Below are 16,328 nucleotides of genomic sequence, written 5' to 3' on the forward strand. Positions count from 1 at the left end.
CAAAAGGGCTCAGGCGCTGTCGTTTATTCAGCCGCTTCCATATCGGCGACTTCTGCACTCTCTGACGATTTAGTATTCAGATAGCTTGTGATCTGCTCTGCTGCGTCCCGACCATCCCGGATGGCCCACACCACAAGGGAGGCTCCGCGAACAATATCACCCGCGGCAAATACACCCGGCAGATTGGTCATCAGGGTCGAATGATCTGCCATGACCGTACCCCAGCGGGTTACACGCAATTCCGGTGCACCGAACAAGGCAGGCAGATCTTCCGGCTCAAACCCAAGCGCCAGAATGGCAAGGTCCGCTGGTAGATCAAAAGAACTATCCGGCACTGGCTCTGGCGCCTGTCTGCCTGTTGCATCGGGGGCACCAAGCTGCATTCTATAGGCACGGACTTTCTCTACTGTCTCATCGCCAATAAACGCCTCTGGACCGCATAGCCATTCAAAATCAACGCCCTCTTCCTCGGCGTTTTTCACTTCGCGGACGGACCCGGGCATATTGTCCCTGTCACGTCGGTAAAGACATTTAACCGACTTTGCCCCCTGCCGAACGGCGGTGCGCACACAGTCCATGGCAGTATCACCACCGCCAATGACGACAACATTCTTTCCGGCCGCATTCAGGGAGCCATTTTCATAGGCCGCAACCGTATCGCCCATACCGACCTTGTTCGACGTGATAAGATAGTCCAGTGCTTCATGAATACCGCGCAAACCAACGCCCGGTGCCTTCAGTGAACGGGCACGGTACACACCGGTCGCAATCAAAAGCGCGCTATGCTTCTCCCGCAACTCGCCAAGGGTTGCATCTCTGCCGACTTCAAAATCCAGATGAAAGGTAATACCTGACTGTTCAAGCCGCCCTGTGCGGCGCCCTACCACTGTCTTCTCTAGCTTGAAGCCAGGGATACCGTACACCAAAAGGCCGCCCGCACGGTCATGCCTGTCATATATATGTACCTGAAAGCCTGCCTTACGCAGTTCCTCTGCTGCCGCAAGCCCTGCAGGGCCAGCGCCAATGATGCCAACGCTTTCTGCTCTTTCCTGCTTTGGCGTGATTGGCTTCACCCAGCCATTATCCCACGCGGTATCGACGATATATTTTTCGACACTACCAATGGTGACAGAATTGAAATCCTTTTCAATAACGCAGTTGCCCTCGCACAGACGGTCCTGTGGGCAAATACGGCCACAAATTTCCGGCATATTATTGGTTGATGTAGCCAGTTCATATGCTTCTTCGAGACGATCTTCAGCCGTCAGGCGCAACCAGTCCGGAATGTTATTCCCCAGAGGGCAATGAATATGACAGTAGGGAACGCCGCACTGCGAACACCTGCTTGCCTGCTCTTTTGCAGCAGCAGGGATAAATTCGTCATAAATTTCGGAAAAATCCTGCACCCGGTCCTGAGACGAACGCTTGTCAGGCATTTTTTGCTCGATAGAGACGAATTTAAGCATGTCATCAGCCATAGGAACTTCCTTCATTCTAATATCGCACGTAGCTATTCGATTACCGCATATGTCTTTCAGAGTATCTGGCAGCGTATCTGGATCAGAAATCGCCTGTCCTTGTCTGGATATGACGAACCACAGCAGTAAACTTCGGCGACTATAGGGGAGAAAAAAATGGATTTCATCAAAAATATTCAAAGTAAGTCAGTAATACTGCCACATTAAATGCGATAAAACCTTTTCCTCAGAAGATCATGGAAGAAAAACTCTTCTTTTTAGTACTATAACTGTACTTTATTGCATCTATCTGTTCAGAATCAGGTCTGGTATAGGAAAGACACACCGTTTGTGATGCATTTGGGGAGAATCAGTCTGTGGGCATTATTCAGATAATCTTGTTATCGCTGATTCAGGGCATAACAGAGTTTCTTCCCATCAGTTCATCAGGACATTTGATCCTGCTCCCTACCCTGACGGGCATGGAAGATCAGGGCACGCTGATGGATGTTGCCGTCCATATGGGCACACTGGTTGCTGTTCTTGCCTATTTTTTCAAAGACACAAAAGGTCTTACGCTGGCCACGCTGGGGGCAGTAGGAATTACGCCGGCGCGCCGCGCGGTGGAAGGGTCTGAGTATCCCCGTATGCTGTGGTTACTGATCCTGGCAACAATCCCGGTCATTATTGCGGGCTTTATATTATCCTCAACGGGCGCCATTCAGCACCTAAGAAGCGCGACAGTCATTGCGACCACATCCATTGTATTTGGCGTTCTTCTATACTGGGCAGACACGAAATTTCCTCATGATCGCGACCTTTCTGATCTGAAGCTCAGAGGCGCTCTCATTATCGGGCTGAGCCAGATACTGGCCCTGATCCCAGGCACCAGCAGATCTGGCATTACCATGACAGCCGCGCGCGGGCTAGGTTTTAAACGCACAGATGCCGCCCGGTTTTCCATGCTTTTATCAATCCCGACGATCACCGGGGCAGGAACCCTAGCCGTCAAGGACATGATCGATGCTGGCGATGCTGTCTTATGGGGTGATGCCCTTATAGCTGGCGGATTATCCTGTATTGCAGCCCTCGCAGCTATACATTTTCTGATGCGCTGGCTTGCCACCGCCAGTATGACCATCTTCGTGGTTTACCGCGTGGGTCTTGGCCTTTTGCTTTTTGGCCTGATTGGTGCTGGCGTCATTTAATCATCTCACCACTACCACACGATCATCTCCCCTGATTAGACCCTCTTGATTTTTTTACATGCCATGTTATATATCAAGGTATGTAAATGGAGTATGGATATGCCCGCCGACCTGATACGCGACTTTGGATACCTAACCCTTGGCACCCGCCTGAAACGCCTTGGCGACAAACTGCAGTCGGATGTTCAACTGGCAATAGATGTATTAAATCTGCCTGTTACATCAGCCCAGTATCCTCTTCTGGCCGCACTGGACCGGGACGGCGATATGACCATTGGCGCATTGGTTGACGCCATCGGCATATCCCAGCCCGGTGTCACCCGCATGGTTACCAAGCTGGAAAAAACAGGGCTGGTGTCCATCAAAACAGGCACAGCCGATCAGCGTCAGAAATTCGTCACCCTTACAAAAGATGGGGAGCACCTTATCGCAACATCCAAGGAAACGCTGTGGCGACATATTGAAAAAGGGGTGCGGGACATCTGCACAGAAGGCGATCCAACCACCGATATCCTGATCGCCCTTGATAGAATTGAACAAAATATCGAAGCATCAAGCCTATTTGCCAGAATGAACAAACACCCCCTGGATAAGGCACCGTCATGACCAACGATACCCCCATGAACCGCCTGATCTGGCACAGTCTGCAGACATGTCATGCCCGCTTTGCAGAAGGATCAGAATTAGCTCTGACCTTTCAGGAAGATGTCTCCCCCTTCATTGCAAGCAAAGATGATAGTGCGGCAAGCCTGAATGCCCTCAGCCAATTGGTGAATTCCCACCCACACAGAAAGTTCCTTTTGATGCAAAAGGACCCCATTCACCTGCCGGACACCGTCTTTACCGAGAAAACCGACACTGGTGTTCAGATGATACTGGATGGAGAAGCCTCACTGAACACCCGTGCATCATCTGAGATTATACCGCTCACGACCTCTGACGCGGCTGAGATGCTAGCACTCGCTACACTGACGGAACCTGGGCCGTTCTTCACCCGAACACATGAAATGGGCAACTTTTGCGGTATCAAACGTGACGGTAAGCTAATTGCCATGGCAGGAGAACGTTTGAAAATACCGGGCATGAGCGAAATAACTGCCGTCTGCACGCATCCGGACTATCGGGGTCAGGGCCTTGCTACGCACCTGATAAAACATGCGGCACAGCAAATGCAGCAAAGGGGAGAGACACCTTTTCTGCACACCTATGCATCCAATACCGGGGCGATCAGCCTTTATAAGCATCTTGGCTTTAGACTGCGCTGTGACGTTAATCTGGCTGTCATCACTGCCTGTTAGGCATCGCGATAATATTTTGCCGGAATACCAAACCAGACTTCATTGTCAGGGACATCTTTGCGGACCTGGGAGCAGGCACCGATCTCGGCATTTGCACCGATTTTCACGGACGGCATGATCACAACACTTGCCCCGAACTTGCTGTTATCACCAAGGCAACCGACTGATTTTTCATCGTTTTTATTCAGATCCGGGGTGTCCGTGACTACAAAGGCGTACTTCATGACAACGTCATTCCCAACGACCGTACCCGCAGAAAGCGTTCCCCGGCTGCCCATGGTCACCCTGTCCCCTAGCTTACAGTCATCCCGTATTTCACAAAAAGATGTGAAGGAACAATCCTGCCCCATTCGCACATTCTTACCAACCTTTGTATAGGTGCCAATTTTTGACCCTGCGCCAATTACAGAACCAGCCTGCACCATGGCATAATCTTCTAGAACGACATTATCCCCAAGCGTCACACCGTCTTCAACGATGCAAAATCTGCCAATTTTAACCCCGGCACCCAGTGTTGCTGTTTCTGCAATAATTGAATTTGTCATTGTCCTATGCCTTTATTTGCTTATCGCCCTGATTTTGCGGCACGCCGCTTAGACGCTGTTTCTTTTGTTCCTGCCTTTTGGCGGGGACCCCGACCCATACTCCGTCCGGCTCATCTGTATGGCTGGCAAGAACAGCCCCTGCGCCTAGAATAGTCCCGCTATGCATACGAACTTGCGGCCTGATCACTGACCCCGCACCCAAAAAGCTTTGGTCGCCAATGTCCACATTCCCGGCAATCGAGATATTATTGGCCATATGCACATCATTTCCAATCCGGCAGCCATGACCAATTTTGCTGCCGTGGGCAATAACGCAGTTTTCACCCACTACCGTATCTTCATTGACCGAACCGCGCACAACAGACACATCGCTGCCAAGAAAACTACCGGCACCTATGATCACACCACCGATTTGCGGCTGCCGAACCCGTGTGTTCGTCTCTGCATCCCAGGCCCAGGCCACGCCGGTTGCTCCAATCGTCGAATGGGGTTCAATCGTCACGCCGTCTTCAAGAACAGACCCATCAAAAATCGTCACATGCGAATGTAAATTCACACCCGCCCCAACATGTGCTCTGCCAATCACGCAGTAAGGCCCAATATACGCGGCCGGATGAATGACAGCATCCGGGTCAACAATCGCAGTGGGGTGGATGCCGGACGAGGCATCGCCGGACGCATAGAAAAACCGCATCAACTGGTAAAAACGAAGCTGCGGATTATCAACCACCAGCGCCGCCCCGCCTGCCGTATCATAGTCGGCGGACCGGACAAGAAATAATGAGCCACTGGCCTCTGACGGGGGCGTGATACCATCCAGAAAATATATTCCGTTGGCTACCGGGTTTCTGATACTAGCAAACACACGCGGGATGTCATCGCGGTCGCCAACAACCTGATATGCATGACCCATTGTGTCCATTGCCTGCAGAACGTCTGACAAACGAAAACTTCTTTGTTGAATAGGATTTGTCACAATTGCCCAGTGCCCCTGTTCGCGTTTCAGCTGAGATGATACCAAAGTATAAAGACCGCGCAACAGTTGCGGAGATACGTAAACTTCACAAGCAAGTTTTATAGGGTTTCTTTGATAGATCAAGGCACGGCAGGAAAATTTGAAAAACTGACAATCCTGTGCTTGACGCAGTGCAGGCAACAGGGTATACCCCGCTCACTAATTTTCGGTTGCCCAGATGGCGGAATTGGTAGACGCGCTAGCTTCAGGTGCTAGTTCTCGTATGGGAGTGGAGGTTCGAGTCCTCTTCTGGGCACCATATATCACAAGTCACTGAAATCATTGATATTGTAGGGTTTTCTGACCACATGGTACACAAATCGGGTACACATACGGGGTCAGATATAGTGGCTGAAAAGCAATACCTAAAGCGCTCCACCAATGGCAAGATCGTCTACAGAAGGCGATATCCTACAGGTCTCTCAGGCTTCACCGTAGGCGAAAGCTTCAAACGTTCCACTGGCACAGATGATATGCAACGGGCAGAGCGCAAGGCGCTACTGATTGCACAAGAGTATTATGACAAGGTTGATCAAGCCAGACATGCCAAGGCGCAAGCTGAAGCGAATCAGCCTGTAGACCTGACCCCAGAGCATATAAGCATGCTTGCAGGGAAATGGGCGCATGATAGCGCAGACCTCTACCAGATGAATGTGAAGCCCTTAGGTCACTCTGAAGCACAGCACAGCGCCTTCCTAGCGGACATCCAGAAGTCACTCGACAGTAAATATAGTTGTCTAGGAAGAAATGATTACTCCACAGTCAAGCCTATTATCAATGGTCTACTCAGACGTAACGGCTTCAAGGTCTCCCCTGATACCGACACTTACTACCGCCTTAGTCAGACTATCCTCAGAGCATGGATAGCAAGGGAAGAGGAAGTAGTGGCTAGGCTCAAGGGCAGCTTCAAGGCTCCTGAGGACACCATCTTGACCGAGCTACTAGCTACCCAGCAGACCATTCAAGCGGCGTCAGCTTCAGTGGATACAGCTAGTGGCACGACTACCAAGACGACACTTGGTAAAGCCATTCAGCAGTATAAGGACGACCACAAAGACAACTGGACCAAATCCACTGTTAACTCTGTAAACGCTGCTCTGGACTTCCTTGTTTTTGCCTTTGGAGAAAGTCAGCCTGTAGCGGAGATTACGGGACAAATGGCAAGGGAGGTCTTTGGCTTGCTGCAAGGATTGCCTCAGAACAGAAAGAAACTCAAAGTGCTGAGAGGTCTGACCCTTGCTGAATGTGTGGAGACAGCAGAGGAACTGAACTTGCCAACGCTTGCCTCAGCAACAGTGAACAAGTCCTACCTCAGCACCATCAAGCCCTTCTTTGATATGTGTGTGTCAGATGGCCTGATAAGGTTTAACCCGTTCAAGAACAGGTCCGACAACAGAGGCTTTGGTGGCGACCCCAGAGAGCCCTTTACAGCAGCAGACCTACAGACACTCTTTAAGCAAGCCCCTTGGAGTACACCTAGCAGCCTCCCTGAAAAGCCCTCATACTTCTGGGCTCCTCTGATTGCTTTGTTCCAAGGCTTCAGACGCTCAGAAGCTTGCGGCATCCGTGTCACTGACATCAAAGACCTTGATGGCACTCCCTCTATCACCTTTGAGGCAGATGAAGGGGAAGACAGACGCTTCAAGACCAAGAACCGAAAGCAGCCTGTACCTGTCCACCCTGAACTCATCCGTATGGGCTTCCTGAAGTTTGCAGCCAAGCAGAGGGCAGCAGGAGAGATAATGCTGTTCCCAGAGTCGAAGCAGGATGCTAACGGCAAATATGGTGACTATCTGTCTGACTGGTTTATGCCACATCTAGAAGCCATAGGCATCAAGCGTAACGGGCTGAAGTTCCATTCTTTCAGGCATACGTTTCAAGATGCGCTAAGACACGCAGGATTGCATGGTACCGCTGAAGCACAGGCGTTAGGTGGTCGGGCAGCAGACTACAGAGCAGCTAACCTTAACGCTGATGACGTAGCCGACACCTACGGCTCAGGCTTCAAGACCAGCTACCTATTGCCCCACCTTGCAAAGGTTCAGTATCCAGACATAGACCTGAGCCACCTGTACATAGCAGATTAACCCCCACCCTAAGCACTCCCGCAGTGGATGCCCGAGAGCTTCATGAGAAACTTGGTGTGAAGGAATACTTCACGACATGGGCCAAGCGAAACATCCTTGAAGTCCCCGGCTTTACTGAGGGTTTCGATTTTCTTCCCCGGAGGGAAAAATTAAAGGACGGGGACGTCCCCGTCAGGACTACCTACTGACCTTAGACACGGCTAAGCACATCGCCATGATGTCCGGCACTGAGCGGGGCCATGAAATCAGAAGGTATTTTATTGAAGTCGAAAAAGGGTTTCGTGAGCGTGTTGCTGAGGAACGTGGCGTTGATAACCTACCAGACACTTTTGCGAAAGCACTTGGTCTGGGCCTACTCCCCACACAGTAGACGCAAGGGAGCTTCATGAGGCTCTTGGTGTAGGCGCTTCCTTCAACGACTGGATCGGTCGTCGTCTTGAGAACCACACTTTTGAAGAGGGTTTCGACTTTCACTCATTTCTGAGTAAAAATGGAGGCAGGGGCCGACCACGTAAAGACTACGCCCTCACCTTAGACATAGCTAATTGACTATAAAGAAACAGAAATTAGACAATCTTTCAATTCCACCGCGCCCTAGGGGAGGAAGCATCAAAATAGGATATCCTATAAGACATCTTATAAGTCATCAATTGGATGATTATAATAAACCTATGGGAGACCATGAGGAAGGGGATAGGTTTCATTAGTGTTTAATGCTTCTTCATACCCCCCACCCCTATTCCTAATAGAGGATTGTAGTTGTAGGTGTTATCAGGGGTGACTGTTATGATGCTGAGCAGGGTAGCCCTGATGAGACCCTACAGGATTAGCTTATAGGTATAGACATTGATTAAGATGTCTATTCCTATGGTCTGTATTCTATGGACCCTGTGCAGGAAAGTATGTGCATATTGGTCGGCTAAGGCCGTCTCTTCATTTCCCTATCTTCAAGTCATTCGGTCAGGATATTGAGACTGTTCATATGTGGTGACCGTCAGTTCTCAGAACCTTGGCCCTGCCATGACAGTTGAGCTTCGGATGGGTTTCTCCCTCTCCTTGACCATCCTAAGCGGCTCCTGTCATGGCCCCATTTTTTTGATAAAAAAATCCGAAGTGGCATCTAAACGACATCACGCCGGATTTCCCCCCAGACGGGGGTGATTTTCGGCTAACAGGAGTGGGACAGGACTGTATAGCCCTGCCCCTAACCCTCTCAACAGGTGAAGTAGTTTGCGTCAAAGTCTCCGTCATGCTTGTGATAAGCTGCCTCTATCTCCAGACAATGAATGAAGAAACTCCAGTTCCAACTTCCACGCTCTGAACCGTGGTCAATAACTGACAGCCATTTCTTCCTTTGATGTTCTGTTAAGTCCTTCCATTTGATCCACCACCTTAAATAGACCGAGAACTGCCAGCCGCAGACATTTAGGTCTACCAATGCCCCAGTTCAGGACCGTACGGAAAACCCCTCTGAAACTGACACCGTGTACCCCGCATAAATCCTAATCCCTGCCTTACTGATTTTTTCGTACGTTAAACATGTGTTTTCCGTATTTATTCTTGACAGTTGACTCCGACTGACTCATGACTATGCGAAACCACGGGGAGATAGCTATGAGAGCTGCAATGTATTTGAGGGTGTCCACTGAGGGCCAGAACACACAGAACCAAAGGATGGAGCTGGAGAAGACTGCCAAGCACCGGGACTGGGAGATAGTCGAAGTCTATGAAGACGCTGGCATCAGCGGTGCCAAGGGTCGGAACAAGCGCCCTGCTCTGGATGCCCTAATGAAAGACGCTGTCAGGGGTAAGTTCGATATTGTCATGGTCTGGTCTGTTGACCGACTGGGTAGAAGCCTGCAAGACCTCGTAGGAACCCTGCATGACCTCCACGCGGTCAAGGTTGACCTATTCATGCATCAGCAGGCCATAGATACCTCCACGTCAGCGGGGAAAGCCTTGTATCAGATGTGCGGGGTCTTCGCTGAGTTTGAGCGGTCTATGATACAGGAGCGGGTTAAAGCGGGTCTCGAACGTGCCAAGGCGAATGGCAAGACGTTGGGCAGGCGCAAGGTTGGAGAGCACAAGGAAGCCGCTATTCTGGAATACAGGGCGGAAGGTTTGAGTTACCATAAGATTGCCAAGGCTGTTGGTGTCGGTGTGTCAGTGGTCCAGAGGGTATTAAAAGAAGCAGCGTAGGAATAAGTCATTGGTTGAAAACTTGAAATCATCAAACTTACTTGTAATCAAAGGTGTCCAGAAAGCTATCACAAAAGAAGTCATTGTATTTGCGTTTCTTTCGACACTTATATCCTTTATTTTTACAGGTGACTTTTCGTTCTTAGGAGTAATGTCTTCGTTGCTGATAGCTATAGTAGTTTCATTAGCGTTAAACGCTGCCTTGATCTTTATTCTGTTCAGTTGGCACTGGATTAAGTCTGTCAATAAAGACTACGTATACTTATATGTTTCCAAAACGACTGAAGGCAAAGTCAGGCTGATTACTGCTCCCTTGAAACTTTTCGACAACATTTTCTAAAGAGCCCCCGACCCCACCTATTTTTCGGAGTTAAGAGTGTCAGATCAACCAATACCAGCCCCTAAGGACGCCCAAAAGGCTCCTCGTAGCACTCCCAACGACCTCACACAGCTAGAGAACGTGTCTCAGTCAGACAAACCTGCTGGGAAGGAATATATCCGGGACCGTTGGGTCAGCTTTGACCGTGACTACTGGCTGGACCGAGAAAAAATGGACATAGTTGCAGACCACTTTGAGACCGAGATAGATGCCTGTCAGGACCGCAAGCGGAAACGCAAGGGTGCAGACCGTGAGAAGTTCAGGGCAACGCTGAAGGCAATCCTCTTGGACCTGTTGGTCTCCTATCAGGCCAACCCGCAGACATGGTTGATCCATTCCCGAAGAAAGGCTTGGTACACCGAGCGGGGACCAATGGGAACGCTAGCGCGTTACCATAACCCGCTTGTAGCCTATCAGCCTGTGATCAGCATTATGGACGGCTTACAAACGCTGGAACTGGTTTCCTACAAACTGGGCTTTAATGACCGTAGAGAAGGCGGCACGGGCAGGCATTCACGGGTGCGCCCGAAGAAGGCGCTGATAGACCAATTGCTTGGCTTTGGACTCTATACCAACGCCGTAAGCTTCAGGGACGACCGAGAAACCCTAATCCTCCGTAGCAAGAAGGAACGTGTGGGTGGTCATTATGTGAAAGAAGACCTGCCTTACGATGATAATGACTACACGGTCAGAATGAGAGATAACCTCAGACGTATTAACAACAAGCTGGCTCAGACCAAGATTACCCTCAACATTCCTGAAGCAGACCTGAAGACACTGAAGCGAGAGCATCAAAAGAAGCAACAAGAAGACTTCGAGGTTGGCGAGACCCAGCGCCCTGACTTTGATCTGACAAGTACTAGACTTAGGCGCATATTCAGTCACGGAAGCTTTGACCTTGGGGGCCGCTTCTATGGCGCTTGGTGGATGCAGTTCAGCGAAGACAAGCGGTCAAAGATAATGATCAATGACACCTACACTGTTGAGTTGGACTTCAAGTCAATGCATCCCCGGATGTTGTATGACCGCATCAAAACTGAGCCGCCTATGGAAGACCTGTATGACCTGCCTGAGGTTCTGCCCAGCGCGTCCCCGAAAGATCGCCGCAGGATGATTAAGACTTACTTCCAGAAGCTTCTTAATGGCAAGGACCTGTCCCGTATGAACTTCGACAGCTTGATCGACAGGGTTATCTCCTTAGAGGACTACCCTGACTTCGTGTCCTTTGCTCAGGCGATTATGGACCAGCATCCACACCTGAAGCCTTTCTTCCTGTCTCGTGTTGGCCTTGAGCTTCAGAGGATTGACAGTAACATTGCTGAACGGGTGATGCTGACTATGCTGGATGGTTACGGGCAGACGGTCCTACCAATCCATGACAGCTTCATTGTCGATCATGAATATGCTCAGGACCTCAAGGATAGCATGATGGAAGCCTATTATCACTTCACAGGCTGGACCCCAGTTATCTCCTAAGGTTTACTTCTATAGGGAAGGGGAAGGGAGCAGCAGCGGCTGTCGGTCACCTATAGCAAACCTTCAGGTATAACTGGGTCGCATAAGGATGTTCGCATCTACAACCGTTACTCTACCAGCGTTTCAACTCTTTATGACCACCCGGAACAGACAGTACAACGCCTGCCCCGGCATGGCCTGAGGACGAACGCAAGCGGATCAGCAAGTGCACCAAGGAAGCACGGGCAATGGCTAAAAAGCGAGGCACGAAACTGGGCAACCCTAACGGAGCCAACGCCCTCAGACTTACAGCCAAGGGCAATGCGGATGCACTGAAGGTCATTCAGGGAGGTATGAGGTTACACCCTGAAGCTGAAGCCTGTGATAGAGGAGTTAAGAGCACCCGGTGTGACGACCTTAAGTACCATTGCGGAGGCCCTGACGGAGAGACACATCACGACCAGAAGGAGCGGCAAGTGGCACCCGGCCGCTGTTAAGAACCTATTGAACAGACTGGATGGTGATGCTGCATAGTCTGTACCCAATACTTGTTGGTCTTTACTCCTGAAAGCTGGACGGAAAGCGTGTCCGCTTCCCATCACTTTTTTTTCAGAATGAAAATCTGATGCTCCAATCTACTTCACCAATCTCAAGTGAGCACGCTTAGCGGATAGTTTCGGAGTTTCCTCGACCAAAAGAACATTTGATAAGCCAAAGACTAAACTATCAATCTCTTCAGGGTATACATGAAGCTTCTCTGCCAGTTCTTGCCTTGTAACTCGCTCCTCACTCATGGACGCGAATATCTTACGAAAAAGCAAAGATATTTCCATAGGCAAACCATCAGGTTCTTTAGTGCGATCACCAGCTTTAGACATATTGACCATTAATCTTTGATAATGCCAATCCGTTAAAAGGCCAAGCTTATGCAATCTTACTGCTAAGCCAACAGCAGACACCCCCCAGCGTTTTTTAATTTTTATTATCTGAGTTCTGCTTAATATATTTTTAGCCCTTGCATAAACATCTGATCTGGGCATGAGAAATGCTGATGCAAAAGCATCCGCTTCCCGTTCAATAGTTCGTAAATCAATATCATCAGATAAAAGTTCTCTATGGAGAACGAGATGACCCAGTTCATGCGCCAGAGTAAATCTAGAATGCTCGGCAGATTTATTATTATTTAAGAAAATATACGGCGTCTCATTATGCCATTGAGAATAAGCAGACACCCTCTTTGAATCTTCCATAAGTGAGAAAATACGAACACCTTTAGCTTCAAGTAAGTGCATCATATTTGAAATAGGCTTATCCCCTAAACCCCAATACACACGAAGGCTCTGAGCAGCATCCTCGGGCTCTTCTCCTGCAAAATCTGGAAGGTCTTCAGTGGGAAGCGTATAAAGCTTATCTAACAACTCACTGAGGGCAAAAGCCAAAGCCCCGGCAGCAAAAACCTTATGCTTCTTATTAGCTTGCAAACTATACATAGACCTGAAGCTAGCCGTTTCAATCGTAGGCGTATCCACGCTTTCCCCATAAAAAAACTCAACAGGGAAGTTCAGAGCTTCCGCTAGGCTAGCCACCGTTTCTTGCTTAGGATCATAATCCAGCTTATTCTCATAATTAGAAAGAGCACGAACACTTAGACCAACACTTTCTGCAAGAATCCTCTTAGTAAGCCCGCGCCTCTCCCGCGCGAGCTTTAATCTATCTGAATTAAACATTTTTTTGCCTATGTACGCTTCTTAATAGAGAAATCAATAGGTTCAGGCGATTCTTCATCAAAGTTATTATCCAGTGCAACAGAGACACTTGGTAACGGTATGCGAACTAGCCAACCATCAGGCTTACATTTTATATCTGAGAAAGAACCCGGTAAAGAGAGCTCCGCATTAATCTTTTCACCATCGTAATCATATAATAAAAACCATGTTTTAATTTCTGCTTGAACTTCATTATCCCCATCAGGGAGAAGCCCCGGTATAAGCTCTTGACCACTAATCTGGTTTTTATAAATAGCAGAAAGTGTTTTAGGGCCACGCTTGGAGCGAGTAGAAATAATTGCATCTTCCAGAACAGTTCCAACAGGGCCAATTCCTCTACAACATGCAATCTGATAGCTCCCATCTGGCGCGACCAATGTACAAAAGTTCTCATGATCTGAATAGCTAAAGCCTTTAGGAATACATCTTTGACGTAGCTCAGTTACTACCGCTGAATAAAAATTAGTACCCGCCGTAGTTGGCGGAGACAAAGCAGGGGTATCGTCAAAAACAGCAGCTCCCGCCTTAAGTACCTCATGAAGGTCATCTATTGATAAGCCAAGAGAAGATAAAACATCTTCAACCTCATCAAGCTTGATTACTGTATTTTCCATTAAGACAAAGCTCCATTGATACATTTCTTCCTGTTTTGTAACATAAAATTATTTTAAAAACAAGAAGAAATAAGGAACAAATAGAGAATAGATGTGACGACCCAAAGTAACTTCAGTTCAAGATCAACTTGACACAGTACACCCTGAAAAGGTACACATTCAGCATACAGTGGTCACATCAAACCATTATAGATCAATGAATTAGCACTATGATTTCGGTTTCCTCTTCTGGGCACCATTACTAAAATTATGCTATTTTATAGTTTATTATTTTAGTAATGGAGCAGAAAAATATAATTTTTTCTATAAAATACCAAAAATACGAAATAAAATTCTTGTTTGTGCACTGCCCGTATCAGGCCTGCACCAGTGATGCACCTTCCTGGTTATGCATCTCATATGTATTAGGGATACCAAGAATAGGCATCTTTTCCCGAGCTCCAAGATTTTGCGATCTAGCATTAATCCATTGCATATAAGAAGTAATCTTGCCTTCTACTTTCCCATCAATATATTTGAATTGTGTGCTATCTGAACAAAAAGAAAATGATTTTTGCCATCCAAATAATTTTTTCCCAATAATATCTATTGTCGCCGTCTGGGATTTTTTGGAGTCAATTACTTTACCTCTTTCTATGTACTCCTTAATCGCACATTTGGAATCCGAGATCGCCTCATCTACCTGTTTTAATATACTCTTCACTGATGTTGTACTTGGCACACACCTATTAGGCTGAATAGTACAGCCAAGAAAAGTCAGAGAATTTTCGCACTTTCCTGTTGATGCCTTTTCAGAAGTGATGGGGTACAAATCAAAGCCATGCTGCGATAATTGAGCGGAAGCATATTTGATTGCAGCTTGAAGGTCATTATTCTCTTTTGCAATAACCACCAAATCATCAATGTATCGCACCGCTGTAACACCCATCTCATTTAAACTATGATCTAGGTCATATAAGAGAACATTACCTGCAAAAGTAGATAGTGAGGAACCCTGCGCCACACCAATTCCATTAGCAGGAAAAATTTTAGCGTAACTTATATGTGCACCCGTATCTGCGAGATTAATTTTAAGTGCCTCAGCAAAAAGATTAGTTAGCTTTTCATCTTGGGTCGCTTTGAGTATTTTCTCCACAACCTCAGAGGTTCGTATTTTTGTAAAAAAGGATTTAATATCAGACTGATAGTAGAACCTTCCTCCTTTGGACATAGCATCCAACACAATCTTGATTCCAGGTTGAACACCTCCATACGGTGCCATCAATCCACCCACTCCATAACTGGAGCAATTAATGAGATTTAACTTTCCAAGTCTTGGGTCATGGACTGGTATAAATCTAGAATAAACATCCTGTGCGTTCTTGACTTTCCTCGGTTGCAAAACTTGAAGAATCGCACGCTCTACAATTCGATCCTTAATTGTCCTTACAACAATGGGCCTAGGATCCTTACCCTTAGCTTTACGCTTCTTTATGTCGGCTGGATACCCTGTAGCCATATCAAACTTAAATCGGCCCTCTCGTAATTGCGCTGCAATTCGTTTCAGATGACGTTGATGATTATGTTCAAATTCTGATGCTTTGCCACGAATAGTAGGCTCTTTGGAACCAAGGGCTTTCCGCTTAACATGACGCCAAGCAGAAAAAAGGTTCTTCTCTGATCTCAATTCTTCGTAAAGAGTTTTCATAGGTTCTTCGTTCGGGCCCCTACATAAAATACAAATCCCGACCGTTGACAGGACCCATCCACTGCGCACGGACATGCCGCGTCTACAGACACCATTGCAGCAAATGCCACTTCGGTGTGATCGCTTCGAACGTAAAGAGACATTGATAAGTTCAACTTCTCAATGCATTCCGAAGTTATCATGAACGCTGCGACCGAGAGACAAACTACCCAGCCGGTTACTTGACCCATTCGGATCAGTTTTTGAAAGCAAGATCAAACATTTCCCTATACTCCATTCTAAATGGTTTTTGGTAAGGTCAACTCTTTTCTTGCCTGGCCCGACCACCCGACGGCATAAATGCTTACTAGCTGCTGTTAGGCTGTCAAATGACTGTGTATTCACAGCTTTATAAGCACCGGTCGGAATTGGGCCATCCACTGCGCACGGACATGCCGCGTCTACAGACACCATTGCAGCAAATGCCACTTCGGTGTGATCGCTTCGAACGTAAAGAGACATTGATAAGTTCAACTTCTCAATGCATTCCGAAGCAACCGGACTTCATTAATATGGATACTCTCAACTCTTATTACAAGTCTATACCTGAGCATTGTATGGTGCCTTATGAGGGACTCG

Annotated in this window: 15 protein-coding genes, 1 tRNA gene and 1 pseudogene; 10 read left to right on the forward strand and 7 right to left on the reverse strand. The window is 47.9% G+C overall.

Annotation, left to right across the window (positions count from 1 at the left end; genetic code table 11):
• Nucleotides 1-23 precede the first annotated feature (23 nt).
• Entirely contained in the window at nucleotides 24-1,478 is a 1,455-nt protein-coding gene (locus IE181_RS02925) for an NAD(P)-dependent oxidoreductase (RefSeq protein WP_191250051.1), read from the reverse strand.
• A gap of 356 nt (nucleotides 1,479-1,834) precedes the next feature.
• Between IE181_RS02925 and IE181_RS02930 the strand changes: the two genes are divergently transcribed.
• The 3 genes from IE181_RS02930 (at nucleotide 1,835) to IE181_RS02940 (ending at nucleotide 3,963) form a co-directional block, all read left to right on the forward strand.
• The gene (locus IE181_RS02930; RefSeq protein WP_191250052.1) at nucleotides 1,835-2,665 is read left to right on the forward strand and encodes an undecaprenyl-diphosphate phosphatase; all 831 of its coding nucleotides are present in this window, start codon (nucleotides 1,835-1,837) and stop codon (nucleotides 2,663-2,665) included.
• Nucleotides 2,666-2,764: 99 nt separating this feature from the next.
• Nucleotides 2,765-3,271 (forward strand): MarR family winged helix-turn-helix transcriptional regulator, encoded by a 507-nt coding sequence (locus tag IE181_RS02935; protein WP_191250053.1) that lies wholly within the window; start codon nucleotides 2,765-2,767, stop codon nucleotides 3,269-3,271.
• A complete protein-coding gene (locus IE181_RS02940) occupies nucleotides 3,268-3,963 on the forward strand; it encodes a GNAT family N-acetyltransferase (protein ID WP_191250054.1) in 696 nt (231 codons plus the stop codon). The genes IE181_RS02935 and IE181_RS02940 overlap by 4 nt, the downstream gene beginning before the upstream one ends.
• On the opposite strand, the gene IE181_RS02945 is transcribed toward IE181_RS02940, so the two are convergent.
• Together IE181_RS02945 and IE181_RS02950 are read right to left on the reverse strand one after the other, a co-directional pair.
• Nucleotides 3,960-4,508, reverse strand: coding sequence for a DapH/DapD/GlmU-related protein (locus IE181_RS02945; RefSeq protein WP_191250055.1), 549 nt, complete (start codon nucleotides 4,506-4,508; stop codon nucleotides 3,960-3,962). The two genes, IE181_RS02940 and IE181_RS02945, sit on opposite strands and share 4 nt — an antisense overlap.
• Nucleotides 4,509-4,512: 4 nt before the next feature.
• Nucleotides 4,513-5,451, reverse strand: a complete 939-nt coding sequence (locus IE181_RS02950) for a DapH/DapD/GlmU-related protein (protein ID WP_191250056.1) — start codon at nucleotides 5,449-5,451, stop codon at nucleotides 4,513-4,515.
• 244 nt (nucleotides 5,452-5,695) lie between these two features.
• Here IE181_RS02950 and IE181_RS02955 point away from each other — a divergent pair.
• The 7 genes and pseudogenes from IE181_RS02955 to IE181_RS02985 all read left to right on the forward strand — a co-directional run bounded on the left by IE181_RS02955 (nucleotide 5,696) and on the right by IE181_RS02985 (nucleotide 11,664).
• A tRNA-Leu gene (locus tag IE181_RS02955) sits at nucleotides 5,696-5,782 on the forward strand.
• A gap of 88 nt (nucleotides 5,783-5,870) precedes the next feature.
• Nucleotides 5,871-7,610, forward strand: a complete 1,740-nt coding sequence (locus IE181_RS02960) for a site-specific integrase (protein WP_191250057.1) — start codon at nucleotides 5,871-5,873, stop codon at nucleotides 7,608-7,610.
• Nucleotides 7,611-7,666: 56 nt separating this feature from the next.
• A pseudogene (locus IE181_RS14730) lies at nucleotides 7,667-7,773 on the forward strand (hypothetical protein); the annotation flags it as partial.
• A gap of 51 nt (nucleotides 7,774-7,824) precedes the next feature.
• Nucleotides 7,825-7,980 carry a hypothetical protein gene (locus tag IE181_RS02970; protein ID WP_229819111.1) on the forward strand — a complete coding sequence of 52 codons (156 nt, stop codon included), beginning with the start codon at nucleotides 7,825-7,827 and terminating at the stop codon, nucleotides 7,978-7,980.
• Between the two features lie 53 nt (nucleotides 7,981-8,033).
• Nucleotides 8,034-8,159, forward strand: coding sequence for an antA/AntB antirepressor family protein (locus tag IE181_RS14735; protein WP_373308356.1), 126 nt, complete (start codon nucleotides 8,034-8,036; stop codon nucleotides 8,157-8,159).
• Between the two features lie 1,065 nt (nucleotides 8,160-9,224).
• On the forward strand, nucleotides 9,225-9,809 hold the full coding sequence (locus IE181_RS02980; RefSeq protein WP_191250059.1) for a recombinase family protein: 585 nt from the start codon (nucleotides 9,225-9,227) through the stop codon (nucleotides 9,807-9,809).
• Nucleotides 9,810-10,185: 376 nt separating this feature from the next.
• A complete protein-coding gene (locus tag IE181_RS02985) occupies nucleotides 10,186-11,664 on the forward strand; it encodes a hypothetical protein (RefSeq protein ID WP_191250060.1) in 1,479 nt (492 codons plus the stop codon).
• Between the two features lie 112 nt (nucleotides 11,665-11,776).
• Here the strand turns inward: IE181_RS02985 and IE181_RS14675 are convergent, their stop codons facing one another.
• The 4 genes from IE181_RS14675 to IE181_RS03000 all read right to left on the reverse strand — a co-directional run bounded on the left by IE181_RS14675 (nucleotide 11,777) and on the right by IE181_RS03000 (nucleotide 15,710).
• Nucleotides 11,777-11,911 carry a hypothetical protein gene (locus IE181_RS14675; protein WP_268245724.1) on the reverse strand — a complete coding sequence of 45 codons (135 nt, stop codon included), beginning with the start codon at nucleotides 11,909-11,911 and terminating at the stop codon, nucleotides 11,777-11,779.
• Between the two features lie 367 nt (nucleotides 11,912-12,278).
• Nucleotides 12,279-13,370: a helix-turn-helix domain-containing protein gene (locus tag IE181_RS02990; RefSeq protein ID WP_191250061.1), complete on the reverse strand. Its 1,092-nt coding sequence runs from the start codon at nucleotides 13,368-13,370 to the stop codon at nucleotides 12,279-12,281.
• Between the two features lie 8 nt (nucleotides 13,371-13,378).
• Nucleotides 13,379-14,023, reverse strand: a complete 645-nt coding sequence (locus tag IE181_RS02995; protein WP_191250062.1) for a hypothetical protein — start codon at nucleotides 14,021-14,023, stop codon at nucleotides 13,379-13,381.
• Between the two features lie 355 nt (nucleotides 14,024-14,378).
• Nucleotides 14,379-15,710 carry a reverse transcriptase domain-containing protein gene (locus tag IE181_RS03000; protein WP_191250063.1) on the reverse strand — a complete coding sequence of 444 codons (1,332 nt, stop codon included), beginning with the start codon at nucleotides 15,708-15,710 and terminating at the stop codon, nucleotides 14,379-14,381.
• Nucleotides 15,711-16,328: the final 618 nt, after the last annotated feature.

The organism is Kordiimonas sediminis (assembly GCF_014656395.1).
GTDB lineage: Bacteria > Pseudomonadota > Alphaproteobacteria > Sphingomonadales > Kordiimonadaceae > Kordiimonas_A > Kordiimonas_A sediminis.

Excerpts from the sequence above, each read along its gene's own strand:
- IE181_RS02925 (WP_191250051.1), bottom strand. The coding sequence starts at position 1,478 with ATGGCTGATGACATGCTTAAATTCGTCTCTATCGAGCAAAAAATGCCT.
- IE181_RS02935 (WP_191250053.1), top strand. The coding sequence starts at position 2,765 with ATGCCCGCCGACCTGATACGCGACTTTGGATACCTAACCCTTGGCACC.
- IE181_RS02940 (WP_191250054.1), top strand. The coding sequence starts at position 3,268 with ATGACCAACGATACCCCCATGAACCGCCTGATCTGGCACAGTCTGCAG.
- IE181_RS02945 (WP_191250055.1), bottom strand. The coding sequence starts at position 4,508 with ATGACAAATTCAATTATTGCAGAAACAGCAACACTGGGTGCCGGGGTT.
- IE181_RS02970 (WP_229819111.1), top strand. The coding sequence starts at position 7,825 with ATGATGTCCGGCACTGAGCGGGGCCATGAAATCAGAAGGTATTTTATT.
- IE181_RS02980 (WP_191250059.1), top strand. The coding sequence starts at position 9,225 with ATGAGAGCTGCAATGTATTTGAGGGTGTCCACTGAGGGCCAGAACACA.
- IE181_RS02990 (WP_191250061.1), bottom strand. The coding sequence starts at position 13,370 with ATGTTTAATTCAGATAGATTAAAGCTCGCGCGGGAGAGGCGCGGGCTT.
- IE181_RS02995 (WP_191250062.1), bottom strand. The coding sequence starts at position 14,023 with ATGGAAAATACAGTAATCAAGCTTGATGAGGTTGAAGATGTTTTATCT.
- IE181_RS03000 (WP_191250063.1), bottom strand. The coding sequence starts at position 15,710 with ATGAAAACTCTTTACGAAGAATTGAGATCAGAGAAGAACCTTTTTTCT.